Consider the following 16,701-nt stretch of genomic DNA (forward strand, 5'->3'; position numbering starts at 1 on the left):
AGGCTACTGACGACGCCGAGCAGCGACTGGTCAAGATTACGGGAAGGCGGCACGCAGGGTCAAACCGGCCACCCTCCCGTCGGCCGTCAGGCCTCGGCGCTCACCGGAGGCCCCGCCCGGCGCGCCGCCGCACGCCGCCTGGGGCGACGTCGCGGGGTCGTGTCCGGCTCGTCTCCGGGCCGGCCGGCCGCGTCGACCGCGGGCTCGGCGCCGCCGACGGCCTCCGCCGGCGGCTCGCTCGGTGTCGGGACGGTCGAGGCGATCACCTCCGCGACGGGCGCCTCGTGGTGCACCGGCGTCGACGCCGGGCGCGAGGCACGCCGGGAACGTCGGCGCTTGGGGGGTTCGAGGGCCTGCGTATCGGATGCCGGAACAGCTTCCGCCGCTGCAGGTTCGGCGGGAGTCTCGACCTCGACGGTCTCGATCTGGACCGCCTCGGCCGGGGCGGTGCCCGTCACCGTGGTGTCGGCCTTCACACCCTCGGCCGCCGACTCCGACAGCTGGTCGTCGGTCTGCGCGGCCGCCATCGCCCGGAACATCGGGTGCTCGGACGCGTGGTGTGCGTGCGCCTCGGCGTCGGCCTTCGCCTTCTCCACGTCGGCCTTGCCGGTGTTGTTATCGGCGTTGTCATGTCCGGCCTCACGCTGCGCTTCCGACCGGCCGGACTTGGAGCGCTTGCTCTTGCGCGAGCCCTCCGACTTGCCGGGCTTCGCATTGTCCGTGCCCTCGGCGACCACCGGATCGGCGTGCACGACGATGCCGCGGCCGTGGCAGTGTTCACAGTTCGTCGAGAACGCCTCCACCAGGCCTGTGCCCAGCTTCTTGCGGGTCATCTGCACCAGTCCGAGCGAGGTCACCTCGGAGACCTGGTGGCGGGTGCGGTCGCGTCCGAGCGCCTCGGTGAGCCGGCGCAGGACCAGGTCGCGGTTGGACTCGAGCACCATGTCGATGAAGTCGACGACGATCATGCCGCCGATGTCGCGCAGCCGCATCTGCCGCACGATCTCCTCGGCGGCCTCGAGGTTGTTGCGGGTGACCGTCTCCTCGAGGTTCCCGCCGGAGCCGGTGAACTTGCCGGTGTTGACGTCGACGACCGTCATGGCCTCGGTGCGGTCGATCACCAGCGTGCCGCCGGACGGCAGCCACACCTTCCGCTCGAGTGCCTTCGCCAACTGCTCGTCGATCCGGTAGACGGTGAACACGTCCGGGTTCGAGTCGTGCCGTTCCACGCGCGGGAGCAGGTCGGGGGCGACGGTCTTGACGTAGGTCTCGACCGTGTCCCACGCCCGTTCACCCTCGACGACGAGTTTCGAGAAGTCCTCGTTGAACAGGTCGCGCACGACCTTGACCAGCAGGTCGGGCTCCTCGTAGAGGGCCTTCGGGGATCCCGACTTGCCCGCCTTGGCCTGCTCGGCGGACTCCTGGATGGACGCCCACTGCTTCTGCAGCCGGGTGACGTCACGGGAGAGTTCCTCTTCGCTGACGCCCTCGGATGCGGTGCGGATGATCACGCCGGCGTCCGACGGGACGATCTCGCGGAGGATCTCCTTGAGACGCTTGCGTTCGGTGTCGGGCAGCTTGCGGCTGATACCGGTCGAGCCGCCGCCGGGAACGTAGACGAGGAATCGACCCGCGAGGCTGACCTGGGTGGTCAGGCGGGCGCCCTTGTGCCCGACCGGGTCCTTGCTGACCTGGACCAGCACCTGATCGCCCGGCTTGAGGGCCTGCTCGATCCGGCGCGAGTTGCCGCCGAGCCCGGCCGCATCCCAGTCGACCTCGCCCGCGTACAGCACGCCGTTGCGCCCGCGGCCGATGTCGACGAAGGCCGCCTCCATGCTGGGCAGCACGTTCTGCACCCGGCCGAGGTAGATGTTGCCGACCATCGAGGCCGACGCCGCACTGGTGACGAAGTGCTCGACGAGCACACCGTCCTCGAGGACACCGACCTGCGTCATCAGGCCGTTTCCGCCGGCGTGCTCGCCGGTCAGCTTTTTCTCCCGCACGACCATGACCCGGTCGACCGCCTCACGACGGGCGAGGAACTCAGACTCCGAGAGGATCGGCGGGCGACGGCGCCCGGCGTCCCGACCGTCGCGACGGCGCTGACGCTTGGCCTCGAGCCGGGTCGACCCGCTGATGCCCTGCACCTCGTCGCGCCCGCGACCCTTGTTGCGTGGTTCGCGCTCGTGCACGACCGTGTTCGGCGGATCGTCGTGCGAGCCGCCCTCCTCGGCCGACTCGCCGCTGCCCGACTTGCGGCGGCGGCGGCGACGGCGGCGACGGCTGCCCTCACCGGACTCGCCGTCGGCGGCGTTCTCTGCTTCGTTCTCCTCGCCGGACTTCCCCGCCTCGACCTCGTCGGGCTGCTCGGCCTCGGCCTGCTTGCCCTCCGACGGCTGCTCGACGTCGCCGTGCTCGGTCTCCGCGGACGACGCGGACTCCGGCGCGCCTTCCTTCTCCGGCTCGCCGCCGCCCTGCTCGCCACGCCCACGTCCGCGACCGCGACGGCCGCGGCGGCGACGACGCGTCGCTCCCGACTCGTCCGACTCGGACTCCGCCTCGGTCTCGGACTCGGTTTCGGCCGCGGCAGACTCCTGCGGCTGCGTCTCGGCTGCGGCCTCCGGCTCGGCCGGTGCGCTGGGGGCGGTACGCGGACGTGCCTCCACCGGTTCGGGCGGCAGGAACAGCGGGAGTTCCGCGGCCGGCGCCGGTGCGACGAACAGCGGCGAGACGGCCTGCGCCTCGACAGTCGCGGGCTCGGCGGCGGCAGGCCCTGCACTCTCCGGCTCGGCGGTCACCGGCGCGGCCGGGGTGGGCTCGGACTGGGCAGGCTCGGTCGCTGCCTGCGCCGGTTCGACCGGGGCGGCTTCTGCCGGCGCGGCCTCACTGCCACCGCCGGTCAACGCCGCGTGCACCCGCTCGGCGACGGTTCGGTCGATGCTGGACTGCGCGGTGCGCACCTGCTCACCGAGGGCGGCCAATTCCGCCAGGACCTGCTTGCTGGTGACACCGATCAGCTTCGCCAGCGCGTGCACCCGCAGGCGGTTCGGGAACTCGATCGCATGTGGATCGGTCGAGGCTCCGGTCTCGGTATTCACATTCTCGGGCGGCGCTTGATCGGCCACGTAGTCTCCTCGGACCCCCGGGCGCGTCCGACGCGGCCACGCGAGGGCAATTCTGTGTGCTCGAACCCGGCAGGGCACGAGATCGGCTGGTCTCGCTCCGCGTCTCGACGCGGAACCTGACTGAATGACCTCGGTTCGCCCCTCGTCATCCAGCATGCTCGTGCTCCGTCGGGGATTTCCCGTCCGGCAGAGCTGCGATGACCTCGGGAGAACCGTCGGCTACATCCGGTCGCCACGCGAGTTGCTGCTCGCGCTACGACTGCTGCCAGTATCCCACATCCGCCGCCGAACCCACGCCAACACCACCACGCGACGCGGCGCCGCCTGCCGCGCACCGCCGGCCACGGTCCGAGAGAGCGCTATCCCAGCTCGGGGAACCAGATGCCGATCTCCCGGTCGGCCGACTCGGTCGAGTCGGATCCGTGCACCAGGTTGCGCTGGGTCTCGGTCGCCAGATCGCCTCGGATGGACCCCGGGGCCGCGGCGGCGACCGGGTCGGTCGATCCGGCCAGCTGCCGGAAGGCGGCAATCGCGCGCGGACCCTCGACGACCGCGGCCACGAGCGGGCCCGAGGTGATGAACTCGAGCAGCCCCGGATAAAACGGCTTGCCCTCGTGCTCGGCGTAGTGCTCGGCGGCCACCGAGGTCGGGGCGGTCCGCAGTTCCATGGCGGCGAGGGTCAGGCCCTTGCGCTCGATGCGGGAGAGGATTTCGCCGACGTATCCGCGGGCGACGCCGTCGGGCTTGATCAGTACGAGGGTGCGCTCTGTCACGGGTGGTCAGCCTAGTGGGTCAGTCCCGCTGACCCGGCAGCAGACCCTGTTCGATCCGGTCCTTGAGGTCCCTGCGCAGATAGAAGATGTACGCCCACACCGCCGCGAACAACAGTCCGCACGCGCCGAGCGCCGGGTGGATGAAGAACGCCGCCACGGCCAGCACCTGCAGCGTCACGTTGTACCAGAGCGCCCACGACCGGCCCTGAAATCCCGCACCCAGGATCATCAGCACGGCGAGGCCGACGATGTAGACCATCGATGCGGGAGTCAGGCCGCCGCCGACGGTCGCGACGACCGGCAGGGCCAGCAGCACGACGATCGCCTCGAGGACCAGGGTGCCGGCCATGACGCCGCGTAATCCCTTCCACGGGTCCTTCGCCGGCGGCTTGAACGGCCCCTGCTGAGGCTCGGGGGTCTGCTCGCTCACGCGGGTTCCTTTCCAAACAGCGTGCGGACCGCGCCCGCGGTCACCACCGATCCGGTGACCACCACACCGGCGCCCGAGACCGCCTCCCCAGGTTCGGAGACCTCCTCGGCCAGGCCGATCGCGGTCTCCAGGGCGTCGGGCAGGGTGTTCGCGACGACAACGCGTTCGTCGCCGAACCTGGCGACCGCACGGTCGGCGAGGTCGTCGACGGCGAGCGCCCGCGGCGAACCGTTGGCGGTGACGACCACCTCGTCGAACACCGGCTCCAGTGCCGCGAGGATACCGTCGACGTCCTTGTCCGCGAGCACGGCGACGACGCCGACGAGCTTGCGGAAGTCGAACTCGTCGGCCAGCGCCGCGGCCAACGCCTTGGCACCGTGGGGATTGTGCGCGGCGTCGAGGAACACCGTCGGCGCGTTGCGCACCCGCTCGAGCCGACCCGGGTTCACGACCGACGCGAACCCCTCCCGCACGGCCTCGATGTCGAGTTGCCGGTCCTTGCCGGCGCCGAAGAACGCCTCGACCGCGGCCAACGCGAGTGCGGCGTTGTGCGCCTGGTGCTCGCCGTGCAGGGGCAGGAAGATGTCGTCGTAGACGCCGCCGAGTCCCTGCAGCTCGAGCTGCTGTCCACCGATCGCGACCCGGCGGGCGCGCACCATGAACTCCGAACCCTCACGCGCGATCGGCGCCTCGACCTCGACGGCCCGGCGCAGCAGCACGTCCATCGCCTCCGGCTCCTGCTGGGCGATGATCGCCACCGACGAGCCCTTGATGATCCCGGCCTTCTCCCCCGCGATCGATTCGAGGTCGTTGCCCAGGTATTCCATGTGGTCGAACCCGATCGGCGTGATCACCGAGACGTGCGATTCGACGACATTGGTCGCGTCCCAGCGACCACCGAGGCCGGTCTCGACGACCGCCACGTCCACCGGCGCGTCGGCGAATCCGGCATAGGCCATCGCGGTGAGCACTTCGAACTTGCTCATCGCCGGTCCGCCCGCGGCCTGCGACTGCGCGTCGATCATCTCCACGTACGGGCGCAGGTCCTGATAGAGCTCGACGTACTTGTGCGGCGAGATCGGGTGTCCGTCGACGGCGATCCGTTCGGTCGCCAGTTGCAGGTGCGGGCTGGTGGTGCGGCCGACGCGCAGGTGAAGACGGGTCAGCAGTGCATCGATCATCCGGGTCACCGACGTCTTGCCGTTGGTTCCCGCGACGTGCACCACCGGGTAGCTCGACTGCGGTGAGCCGAGCAGTTCCATGAGTGCCGAGATCCGGGTCAGCGACGGCTCGATCTTCGTCTCGGGCCAGCGCTTGTCCAGCTCGGCCTCAACCGCGACGAGTTCCGCGAGTTCCTCGGCGGACGGCTCTGTGCTGTTCACCGGTTGCCGCTCACTTTCCGTCCAGTTCGGCCAGACGCGCCCTGAGTCGGGCGACGTCCTCGGTGGCGACCTGTTGACGGCCGCGGATCTTCTCGACGACCTTCTCGGGAGCCTTCGCCAGGAAGGCCTCGTTGCCGAGCTTGCCGGTCGTGCTCGCGAGTTCCTTCTCCGCGGCGGCGAGATCCTTGGCCAGACGGCGCTTCTCGGCCTCGACGTCGACGGTGCCCGAGGTGTCGAGTTCGACGACGACGGTCGCCCGGCTCAGCCGCACCTCCAGCGACGCGGTGACCGTGAAGTCCGGCGCCGGGTCGGTCAGCCACGCCTGCGAGGCGATCGACCCGAGCTTGCCCTCGAGGTCGGCCTCACCCATGCCGGTCAGCCGGGCCGAGACCTTCTGCTTGTCGTTCAGGCCCTGACCGCTGCGGAACCGGCGCACCTCGGTGATCAGCTTCTGCATGTCCGAGACACGCTGGGCAGCAACGGCATCGGCCTCCACATCGGTCGCGGCCGGCCACTGCGCGATCACCACGGACTCGCCGCCGGTGAGCACCTTCCACAGCGTCTCGGTGACGAACGGCATCACCGGGTGCAGCAGGCGCAGCAGTGCGTCCAGCACAGTGCCGAGCACCGCGCGGGTCGCCTCGACTCGGGCCGGTTCCGCGGCGAACTGCACCTTGGCCAACTCGAGATACCAGTCGCAGACCTCGTCCCACGCGAAGTGGTACAGCGCCTCACAGGCCTTGCCGAACTCGTAGCGGTCGAAGTCGGCGTCGACCTCGGCGCGGACCTGCTCCAGTCGGTCGAGGATCCAGCGGTCGACGTCGGTCAGGTCGGCGCGATCGGGCAGCGGGGCCGGGCGCGCACCGTTCATCATCGCGAACTTGGTGGCATTGAACAGCTTGGTGGCGAAGCTGCGCGAGGACTTCGCGTGGTCCTCGCCGACCGACAGGTCCGAGCCCGGGTTCGCCCCGCGCGCCAGCGTGAAGCGCAGCGCGTCCGCGCCGAAGCGCTCGACCCAGTCCAGCGGGTCGATGCCGTTGCCGCGCGACTTCGACATCTTCTTGCCGTGCTCGTCGCGGACCAGTCCATGCAGGAACACGTCGTGGAAGGGCACCGGACCGGGCGCGGCGTCCTCACCTGCGTCACGGGCGACGAACTTGCCGAACATCATCATCCGGGCGACCCAGAAGAACAGGATGTCGTATCCGGTGACGAGAACGCTTGTCGGATAGAACTTCTCGAGCTCGTCGGTCTTGTCGGGCCAGCCCATCGTGGAGAACGGCCACAGACCCGAGGAGAACCAGGTGTCGAGCACGTCCGGGTCCTGCACGTAGCCCTCGGGCGCGATCTCGTCGGGTCCGACGCACACGGCCTCGCCGTCGGGCCCGTACCAGATCGGGATGCGGTGGCCCCACCACAGCTGACGCGAGATGCACCAGTCGTGCATGTCGTCGACCCAGCCGAACCAGCGCGGTTCGAGGCTCTTCGGGTGGATCGTGGTCTCGCCGTCGCGGACCGCGTCGCCGGCCATCTTCGCGAGCTCGTCGACCTTGACCCACCACTGCATGCTCAGCCGCGGCTCGATGGACTCGCCGCTGCGCTCCGAGTGGCCGACGCTGTGCAGGTACGGACGCTTCTCCGCGACCACGCGGCCCTGCCCGGCGAGTTCCTCGCGGATCATCACCCGCGCCTCGAAGCGGTCCATGCCGTCGAATCGCGTTCCGGTGTCGGCGATCTTGCCGGTCTCGTCCATGATCGTGGGCATCGGCAGCTTGTGCCGCAGGCCCATCTCGAAGTCGTTCGGGTCGTGCGCGGGGGTGATCTTCACGGCGCCGGTGCCGAACTCGGGGTCGACGTAGTCGTCGGCGATGATCGGGATCTGCCGGCCGGTGATCGGGTGCTCGATAGTGGTGCCGATCAGCGCCTGGTAGCGCTCGTCGGCGGGGTGCACGGCGACCGCGGTGTCGCCGAGCATGGTCTCGACACGGGTGGTCGCGACGATGACGTGCGGCTCGGCATCGTCGAGCGAGCCGTAGCGCAGCGAGACGAGCTCGCCCTCGACGTCCTCGAACTTGACCTCGATGTCGGAGATCGCCGTCTGCAGCACCGGCGACCAGTTGACCAGCCGCTCGGCCCGGTAGATCAGTCCGGCGTCGTAGAGCCGCTTGAAGATCGTCTGCACCGCGCGGGACAGTCCCTCGTCGAGGGTGAACCGCTCGCGGGACCAGTCCACCCCGTCGCCGAGGCGGCGCATCTGCTCGCCGATGGTGCCGCCGGACTCGGCCTTCCACTTCCAGACCCGCTCGATGAAGTCCTCGCGGCTCATCTCGTCGCGACGCTTGCCCTCGGCGGCCAGCTGCTTCTCGACGACCATCTGGGTGGCGATGCCGGCGTGGTCCATACCCGGCAGCCACAGCACCTCGTAGCCCTGCATCCGCTTGCGGCGCGAGAGCACGTCCATCAGCGTGTGGTCGAGCGCGTGGCCCATGTGCAGGCTGCCGGTGACGTTCGGCGGCGGCAGCACGATCGAGTAGCCGGGCTTGTCGCTGGTCGCGTCGGCGGTGAAGTACCCGGCGTCTACCCAGCCCTGGTACAGCTCGGCCTCGACGGCGCTCGGCTCCCAGGACTTGGGAAGCGCGGAGGCGGGGTTCTGGGACGATTCGGAAGCTGCACTGGTCACGCCGCGATTCTAGTGGCGCGCCGGGTGTGACCTGAGTCTCAGGCCGACGACCAGTGCCAGCGCGACGGCCAGCAGCGCCGACACCCCGACCACCAGGCCCGTCCACCCCTGCGCGGCGAAGGCCAGGCCGGTCAGCGCGCCGACCACGCTGCTGCCGAGGTAATAGGCGAACAGGTACAGCGCCGACGCCTCCGCGCGGTGCCCGGTGGCCAGCGCGCCGACCCATCCACTGGCGACCGCGTGCGCGGCGAAGAACCCGCCGGTGAACAGCAGCACGCCCACCAGGATCAGCGGCAGTTCGTCCGGGATCGTCACGAGCAGCCCGGCCGCGGAGACGAGCACTGCCACCGTCATGGTGCGGCCGCGGCCGGCGCGGTCGGCGATGCGCCCGGCGACCGTCGAGCTGACCGTGCCTGCCAGATACATCAGGAACACCAGCCCGACCGTCGCCTCGGAGAGCCCGAACGGCGGCCGCATCAGCCGGTAGCCGAGGAAGTTGTACACCGACACGAACCCGCCCATGAGCAGGAATCCGAGCGCAAACAGCGAGCACAGCGCCGGGGACGACAGATGGCCGCGCACGTTGGCGACGAGCACCCGGACGCCGACCGACTGCGGGCGGAAGTGCCGTGAGCGCGGTAGCGTGCGCAGGAAGACGACCGCGCACACCAGCGCCGTCACAGCCGCGGCCTCGAGGCCCCAACGCCAGGTGGTCGCGTCGAGCACACCCGACGGCACCAGCCTGCCGAGCAGCCCGCCGAGGGTGGTGCCCGCGACGTAACGACCCATCGCCAGGCCGAGCGAGTCGGCGTGCACCTCCTCTGCGAGGTAGGCCATCGCCACAGCGGGCACCCCTGCCAATGTCAGACCCTGCAGCGCGCGACCGGCGAGCAGGGCCGAGAAGGTCGGGCTCAGCGGCAGCAGCAGGCCGATCACCGCGGACGTCGAGGCCGAGATCACCATCACCCGGGTGCGGCCGAAGCGTTCCGAGAGCGCACTGGCCGGGATGATCGCGAGCGCGAGCACTCCGGTGGTGACCGACACCGCCAGCGCCGCCGACGCCGGGGACACCCCGAACGAGCCGGACAGCGCGGGCAGCAGCGCCTGCGTGCAGTACATCGACACGAAGGTCGTCAGGCCCGCCGCGAACAGCGCCAGGCTGATCCGGTTGAAGCCGCGGGTGCCGCGGCGGTGACGTTCGTCGACGGATGCAGGCGCAGAGTCTTCGGTCGATGAATGAGTCGTTGTCGTCATCTTTCCTCCGCACCCATGGTCATCTGCGCCTTGGATCGATCAAAATGAATCAATTCGGGCATGCTCATGCAGCAGCGACATAGAGCGAGCGTCTGCGGACGGGAGACGGGGGCGACGGCCGTGCTCAGTGATGACCTTCACTGGTTCCTGACGCTGGCCGAGCACGGCCAGGTCACCTCGGCGGCGCGTGAACTGCACCTGAGCCAGCCCACGCTGACCCGGATGCTGCAACGCCTCGAACGCGACCTGGGCGCGCAACTCTTCGATCGCCACGGACGACGGATCGCGCTGAACCCGTGCGGTGAGGTGCTCCACCGGCATGCCCGACGCGCACTGGACGAGTTGACGGCAGCGCGCGAGGAGATCACCGCATTGGTCAGCCCGGACCGCGGCACGGTCCGGCTGGATTTCCTGCACTCGTTCGGTACGTGGTTGGTCCCGACACTGATCAAGGACTTCCATCGGGACCGTCCCGGGATCGAGTTCCGGCTGTTCCAGGGTGCGCAGGGACTGCTGGCGAACCGGGTCCTGGAGGGTCGCTCCGACCTCGCGCTGGTCTCGCCCCGGCCGGTCGTCGACGGGCTGGACTGGCACGTGCTGACCCAGCAGCAGTTGGCACTCGCCGTGCCGCGCGGCCACCGGTTCGCGCGGCGCCGCCGGATGCGACTGCGGGAGGTCGCGGACGAGCCGCTGATCACCATGCACCCGAACTTCGGTATGCGGCGCATCCTCGACGAGCTCTGCGCGGCAGCAGGTTTCGAGCCGAACGTCACGTTCGAGAGCGCCGAGCTCACCACGATCGGCGGGCTGGTCTCCGCCGGGCTGGGTGTCGCGGTGATGCCGGTGCAGCGACACCAGCCGGCACCGGACGGCGTGACGCTCGTGCCGCTGAGCGATCCCGATGCAACCCGCGACATCGGTGCCGTCTGGCGCACGGACCGGACGCACCCGGAGCCGGTCCGGCTGTTCGCGCAGTTCGTCGCCGGATGGGGACGCGACTGAGGGGTGGCGGCGTTCGCTCAGCGGGAGGCGTCGACGACCTGTCGGTGTCGTGGGTCACACTGGAGCGGTCCGATCGGTCGACCCGAACGAGGTGAGCAGCGTGGCAACGCAGGACGACGCCTGGCCGGAGATTTCGGGCGCGGTCGCGCTGCGGCGCTACGCCCCCGCGGTCGCCGCTGTGCTCGAGGACCTCGTCGCGCTCGAACCGCAGATCGGCGACGCCCCGCTGATCCCGCTCGTCCGGCGCGCATGCGCCGCCACGCTCTCGTTGCCGCCGCTTCCCTGGTCCGGGCCGGACGACCTCGACACCGGCGCCCTGTCGGCGGAGACGCAAGTGGCGCTCGGGTTCGCCGAGCAGTTCAGCGTCGACGTCTCGGCGATCACCGACAGCGCACGCGCGGAACTCGTGGCGGCATTGGGCGGGCGCACCCGGGAGTTCGTGATCGCGCTGTACGTCGCGGACTGGGCACCGCGGGCGCGTCGGGCATTGGACCAGCTGTTCCCCGGCCCGGGAACGTGGCCGGTACCGGATCGGTGGAACCGCACCGCGAACGCATGGCCGCTGGTCGACACGTTCCTCACGCGGGTCGCGCAGTTGCGCGAGCTCGACCCGGTGACGGGCGAACTGGTCCGGCTGCGGGCTGCGCGCCAGCACAACTGCCGCCTGTGCAGGTCGCTGCGCAACCGTTCGGCGCTGGCCGCAGGCGCCGACGAGTCGACGTTCGACGCGCTCGACGATCACGCGCTCAGCAACCGGTTCTCCGATCGGCACAGCGCAGCCCTCGCATTGGTCGATTCACTCGTGTGGCAGCCCGGGTTCGTCGACGAGGAGGTCGTCGCACGAGTGCGCCGCTGGTTCACTCCGGCCGAAGCCGTCGAACTGGTCGCGGACATGATGCGCAACGCGAGCAACAAGATCGCCGTCTCCACGGGGTCCGACGGTGCGCATGTATCAGAGGGCGTCGAGATCTACGACGTCGACGCGGACGGCGGCATGCGCTTCGGCCTGGAACCGCCACCGGGCATCGAGGACCCGCACCGGCAGTTGAGGAGCACCCCATGAACGCGTCGTCGGAGTTCGGCTACGTCCTCTACATCGAGGCCGCCCCGGAGCGGGTGTGGCACGCCCTGACGGATGCCGACCTGACCGGTGACTATTGGGGCCACCGCAACGTGTCGGACTGGACCGCCGGCGCACGGTGGGAACACCAGCGCACCGACGGGTCGGGCGTGGCCGATGTGGTCGGCACGGTGGTGACGGCCGACCCGCCCCGGCATCTTGCGATGACCTTCGAAGATCCCGCGGCCACCGAAGCCGCGCGCCCACCGCTGGTCACGTTCCGTATCGATCCGCACGGCGCGACCTCGCGGCTGGCCCTCACCCACGAGCACCTGCCGACTCCCGCCGACCATGCCGCCGCCGCGCGCGGGTGGCCGGCGGTGCTGTCGAACCTGAAGTCGGTGCTCGAGACCGGACACGTACTGTCGCGCGCGCCGTGGGAGATGACCGACGACCTGTGAGTGAAGAGGCCCGCGCCCACTACCCCCGGGCAGCGCGGCGCTGCGCCCGCTCGAAATCGCGGCGAGTGTTCAGGTTGACCAACTGCGCGGGGTCGGCCTGCACACGCGCGACCCGGAGCCCGGCGACGAACCGCATCATGCTGCGCTCCCCCGACTCCAGTGCCTCCCGAGCCTCGGACAGCACGGTGGTGCGGTAGACCGCGACCAGCGGTTGGTCGCGGTCGCCGTCGTGCGCCAGCACCGCGTCCACGTCGCCGTTCAAGCCTCGCACGAGCGAACGAATCAGTGCCGCAACTACATTCGGCGTGTCCGTCGCAGTCACGTACGTGGCGGTCGCACCCAACTCCACAGCGGCGGCCAGTCCGGTCGCCAGGCCCCGCAGCGGTCCCTCGTCGGCGACCTCGTCGCGCACGATCCGCGCCGCCACCTCCGGCAGCCGCTGACCGGGCGCGGCGACCACCACGACCTCCTCGAACACCCCGCGCAGGGTGTCGACGATGGCGCCCAGCAGTGTGGAGGAACCCCACGGCAGCGCACTCTTGTCCGACCCCATCCGGCGGGAGCGGCCTCCGACGAGCACGATGCCGCAGACCCGCTCCGTCTCTGGTGCCGGCGTCTCGCTCACCGGTGTCTCGCTCACTGGGGGGTGCGCCACATGGCGTACAGGATCGGCCCGCCGTCGGGGACCGCCAACTCGCGCTGCACCGCGAACCCGAACCGCTCGTAGTACTCGATGTTCGCCTCCTTCGAGGATTCCAGGTAGGCGGGCATCCGTGCCTCGTCGCAGCGGGCGAGTCCCTTGCCGAGCAGGGCCTTGCCGAATCCGCCGCCGCGCACCTGCGGGTCCGTGCCGATCGATTCGAGGTACCAGTGCCGCTCGCGCGGATGCGCCTCGGTCAGCATCCCGTCGATCTGCGCGCCGGCCCGGATCCGGCCGCCCAGCGCCCACAACACCGCGGGCAGCGATCGCAGCGACTGCCACGTCGACGGATGCCAGTGGCCCGGCCGGTTCCAGGCGGCCACTCCTCCGAGCAGTCCGTCGTCGCCGTAGGCCATGTCCACCTCGCCGGCGGACAGGTGATGGAACCGGAGATCGCGAATGTACAACCGGCGCAACGCGGTCATTCGCCGCTCGTCGTCCGGAACCATCCACTGCATGACCGGGTCGTCGTAGAACGCCAAGGCAAGGACCTCGGCGACGTCCTGGATGTCGTGCCTGGTCGCGCTACGCACCGTCACCGTCATGCCCTCCAGGTTCGCACAGGAGCGCGGTCGGCACCGCACGCCCGCACCGCGCGTCCCCGCACGGATCAGCGGTGTCGGTGGCCGCGATGATGCAATCGCCCGGTGAAGGGTCCACCATGGAGCAATGGTGTGGAAGGGTCCCGACAAGGACATCGACGAGCGTGACCTGAGCGTGCACGAACGCAAGCAGTGGGCGGCGGGCGTGCCGGCGGTCGCGGTGAGCATGAAACGCGACGTCGAGCAGATGGGGCCGGTCCGCACCGCGCGCACGCTGCTGCGGATCAACCAACGCGACGGCTTCGACTGCCCCGGCTGCGCCTGGCCGGAGCGGCACGGCGGACGCAAGATCGCCGAATTCTGCGAGAACGGCGCGAAGGCGGTCGCCGAGGAGGCGACGCTGCGGCGGGTGACCCCGGCCTTCTTCGCCGACCACTCCGTCGCGGACCTGGCCGGCAAGACCGACTACTGGCTCGGTCAGCAGGGCCGCCTGACCCACCCGATGGTGCTGCGCGAGGGCGAGACCCACTACGCGCCGATCTCGTGGGGTGAGGCGTTCGAGTTGATCGCCGACGAGTTGCGCTCGCTCGACAGCCCCGACGAGGCGATCTTCTACACCTCGGGCCGCACGAGCAACGAGGCGGCATTCGTCTACCAACTGCTGGTGCGCTCGTTCGGCACCAACAATCTGCCGGACTGCTCCAACATGTGCCACGAGTCGTCTGGCAGTGCGCTGGGCGCCGCGATCGGTATCGGCAAGGGCTCGGTGACGGTCGAGGACGTGGAGAATGCGGACCTGATCATCATCGCCGGCCAGAACCCCGGCACCAACCATCCGCGCATGCTGACCGTCCTCGAATCGGCGAAACGCACGGGCGCCAACATCATCGCGGTCAATCCGCTCCCCGAGGCCGGGCTGTTGCGGTTCAAGGACCCACAGCGGCCGAGCGGCGTGATCGGCAAGGGCGTGGCGCTGGCCGACCAGTACCTGCAGATCCGCATCGGCGGCGACCTCGCGCTGTTCCAGGGGCTCGGCCGACTGCTCGCGGAGGCCGAGGACGCCGCCCCCGGCACGGTGTTCGACCACGCCTTCATCGCCGACCACACCGCGGGCTTCGACGAGTACCTGGCGCACCTGCGCGAGGTGGATCTCGGCGAGGTGCTCACCGCGACCGGACTGTCCGAGCAGCAGATCCGCACCATGGCCGAGGCGATGGCCGCGTCGAAGCGCACGGTCATCTGCTGGGCGATGGGCCTGACCCAGCAGGCCAAGGCCGTCGACACGATCGGCGAGGCGGTCAACCTGCTGCTGCTGCGTGGCATGATCGGCAAGCCGGGCGCCGGGGTGTGCCCGGTGCGCGGACACTCGAACGTGCAGGGCGACCGCACCATGGGCATCTGGGAGCAGATGCCGGAGTCGTTCCTGGCCGCGCTCGAGAGCGAGTTCGGCATCGACTGTCCCCGCGAGCACGGTCACGACACCGTCGCCGCGCTGCGGGCCATGCGCGACGGCAAGGCGAAGGTGTTCATCGGGATGGGCGGCAACTTCGTCTCGGCCACACCCGACACGGCGGTCACCGAGGCCGGGCTGCGCCAGTGCGCGCTGACCGTGCAGGTGTCCACGAAGCTCAACCGCAGTCACGTCGTGCACGGCGAAGTCGCGCTGATTCTGCCGACGCTCGGGCGCACCGAGGCCGACGTGCAGGCCACCGGCGACCAGCAGGTGTCGGTGGAGGACTCGATGTCGATGGTGCACCTGAGCCACGGCCGTCTCGAACCGGCCAGTCCGTATCTGCGCAGCGAGGTCTCGATCGTGTGCCGGTTGGCGGTCGCGCTGCTCGGGCCCGACCACCCGGTCCCGTGGGCGGAGTTCGAGGCGAACTACGACACCATCCGCGACTCGATCGCCCGCGTCGTGCCGGGGTTCGACGACTTCAACGCCCGGGTCCGGCTGCCGGACGGGTTCGTGCTGCCGCACCCGCCGCGCGATTCGCGTGAATTCCACACCGACACAGGTAAAGCCAACTTCTCGGTCAACGAACTCAGCTGGGTGCCCACCCCGCCGGGACGGCTGATCCTGCAGACGATGCGCAGCCACGACCAGTTCAACACCACCATTTACGGGCTCGAGGACCGCTACCGCGGAGTCAGTGGCGGACGCAAAGTGGTGTTCGTCAACGCGGACGACATCGCCGAACTGGGGCTCACCGACGGGGCGCTGGTCGACCTGGTGTCCGAGTGGCCCGTCGACGGCACCGTCGAGGAGCGCCGGGTCGAGGGTTTCCGTGTGGTCGCCTATTCGACGCCGCGCGGCAATGCCGCCGCCTACTACCCGGAGACCAACCCGCTGGTCCCGCTCGACCATGTGGCCGAGCGCTCGAACACCCCGGTGTCCAAGGCCATCGTGGTGCGACTGGAACCGGTGGGCGCGTAGATGGGTCGTGTCACCGCCCGCCGCCCGGTCCGGCGCATCACCGCGACCGGCGACGTGCACCGCCCGGACACCGTCGCCGTCGAGGAGCCCCTGCAGATCATGGTCGGCGGACGTGCGCTGACCGTCACCATGCGCACCCCCGGCAGCGACATCGACCTGGTGCACGGATTCCTGTTGAGCGAGGGCATCATCGACGGCCGCGACGATGTGGTCACTGCCAGGTACTGCGGGGGCGTCGACGAATCCGGCGCCAACACGTACAACGTCGTCGAGGTCGAACTGAGCGCCGCCGCGGCCGGACGGCGGGTGCACCGCGAGCGTGCGTTCGTGACGACCTCCGCGTGCGGGGTGTGCGGGACCTCCTCGATCGACGACGTGCAGACGATCAGCCGTCACCCGGTTTCCGACGATCCGCTGGTCCTGACCCCCGACACCCTGCGCTCGCTGCCCGGTGCGCTGCGCGACGGACAGAAGGTGTTCGATGCGACGGGCGGGCTGCATGCGGCGGGAATCTTCACCGGCACAGGCGAATTGCTCACGATCCGCGAGGACGTCGGCCGGCACAACGCGGTCGACAAGGCCATCGGCTGGGCGGTGCGCGAATCGCTCGTGCCGCTGACCGGCCACGTGCTGATGGTCAGTGGCCGGGCGTCGTTCGAACTCGTGCAGAAGGCCGCCGTGGCAGGGATTCCGGTACTCGCTGCGGTATCGGCGCCGTCGTCGCTGGCCGTCGACCTGGCCGAGCGGTCAGGCGTGACGCTCGTCGGCTTCCTGCGGGAACGCTCGATGAACGTCTACACCGGCGGGCAGCGGGTCACCTCGGGGTAACCTCGGTGCCCAACCCCCTCCGACTGCGGC

At 70.0% G+C, this 16,701-nt stretch carries 13 protein-coding genes; 5 read left to right on the top strand and 8 right to left on the bottom strand.

All coding sequences use genetic code 11. The features are described from left to right. Positions 1-86: 86 nt before the first annotated feature. From G4X40_RS00130 to G4X40_RS00155, 6 genes are all read right to left on the bottom strand, one after another. Complete coding sequence (locus G4X40_RS00130) at positions 87-3,125, bottom strand: translation initiation factor IF-2 N-terminal domain-containing protein (RefSeq protein WP_408642075.1); 3,039 nt, start codon at positions 3,123-3,125, stop codon at positions 87-89. Between the two features lie 359 nt (positions 3,126-3,484). Continuing rightward, positions 3,485-3,898, bottom strand: coding sequence for a nucleoside-diphosphate kinase (ndk, locus tag G4X40_RS00135; protein ID WP_277829431.1), 414 nt, complete (start codon positions 3,896-3,898; stop codon positions 3,485-3,487). A gap of 19 nt (positions 3,899-3,917) precedes the next feature. Continuing rightward, entirely contained in the window at positions 3,918-4,328 is a 411-nt protein-coding gene (locus G4X40_RS00140; protein ID WP_408642076.1) for a DUF4233 domain-containing protein, read from the bottom strand. Further along, complete coding sequence (folC, locus tag G4X40_RS00145; protein ID WP_277829432.1) at positions 4,325-5,710, bottom strand: bifunctional tetrahydrofolate synthase/dihydrofolate synthase; 1,386 nt, start codon at positions 5,708-5,710, stop codon at positions 4,325-4,327. The genes G4X40_RS00140 and folC overlap by 4 nt, the downstream gene beginning before the upstream one ends. Before the next feature lie 10 nt (positions 5,711-5,720). Then, entirely contained in the window at positions 5,721-8,390 is a 2,670-nt protein-coding gene (locus G4X40_RS00150) for a valine--tRNA ligase (RefSeq protein WP_277829433.1), read from the bottom strand. A gap of 9 nt (positions 8,391-8,399) precedes the next feature. Further along, on the bottom strand, positions 8,400-9,644 hold the full coding sequence (locus tag G4X40_RS00155) for an MFS transporter (protein ID WP_277829434.1): 1,245 nt from the start codon (positions 9,642-9,644) through the stop codon (positions 8,400-8,402). Between the two features lie 120 nt (positions 9,645-9,764). Here G4X40_RS00155 and G4X40_RS00160 point away from each other — a divergent pair, with 120 nt between their 5' ends. The 3 genes from G4X40_RS00160 to G4X40_RS00170 all read left to right on the top strand — a co-directional run bounded on the left by G4X40_RS00160 (position 9,765) and on the right by G4X40_RS00170 (position 12,167). Further along, positions 9,765-10,646 carry a LysR family transcriptional regulator gene (locus G4X40_RS00160; protein WP_277829435.1) on the top strand — a complete coding sequence of 294 codons (882 nt, stop codon included), beginning with the start codon at positions 9,765-9,767 and terminating at the stop codon, positions 10,644-10,646. Between the two features lie 100 nt (positions 10,647-10,746). Next, a complete protein-coding gene (locus tag G4X40_RS00165) occupies positions 10,747-11,709 on the top strand; it encodes a carboxymuconolactone decarboxylase family protein (protein ID WP_277829436.1) in 963 nt (320 codons plus the stop codon). Beyond that, positions 11,706-12,167, top strand: coding sequence for an SRPBCC family protein (locus tag G4X40_RS00170; protein WP_277829437.1), 462 nt, complete (start codon positions 11,706-11,708; stop codon positions 12,165-12,167). The genes G4X40_RS00165 and G4X40_RS00170 overlap by 4 nt, the downstream gene beginning before the upstream one ends. 19 nt (positions 12,168-12,186) lie before the next feature. Here the strand turns inward: G4X40_RS00170 and mobA are convergent, their stop codons facing one another. Beyond that, positions 12,187-12,792, bottom strand: coding sequence for a molybdenum cofactor guanylyltransferase (gene mobA, locus G4X40_RS00175; protein ID WP_277829438.1), 606 nt, complete (start codon positions 12,790-12,792; stop codon positions 12,187-12,189). 11 nt (positions 12,793-12,803) lie between these two features. Then, entirely contained in the window at positions 12,804-13,412 is a 609-nt protein-coding gene (locus G4X40_RS00180) for a GNAT family N-acetyltransferase (RefSeq protein WP_277829439.1), read from the bottom strand. A gap of 124 nt (positions 13,413-13,536) precedes the next feature. Here G4X40_RS00180 and G4X40_RS00185 point away from each other — a divergent pair, with 124 nt between their 5' ends. Together G4X40_RS00185 and fdhD are read left to right on the top strand one after the other, a co-directional pair. Further along, positions 13,537-15,843, top strand: a complete 2,307-nt coding sequence (locus tag G4X40_RS00185) for an FdhF/YdeP family oxidoreductase (protein WP_277829440.1) — start codon at positions 13,537-13,539, stop codon at positions 15,841-15,843. After that, complete coding sequence (gene fdhD / locus G4X40_RS00190; RefSeq protein ID WP_277829441.1) at positions 15,844-16,671, top strand: formate dehydrogenase accessory sulfurtransferase FdhD; 828 nt, start codon at positions 15,844-15,846, stop codon at positions 16,669-16,671. Positions 16,672-16,701: the final 30 nt, after the last annotated feature.

Source organism: Speluncibacter jeojiensis, assembly GCF_029589495.1.
GTDB classification, from domain to species: domain Bacteria; phylum Actinomycetota; class Actinomycetes; order Mycobacteriales; family Mycobacteriaceae; genus Speluncibacter; species Speluncibacter jeojiensis.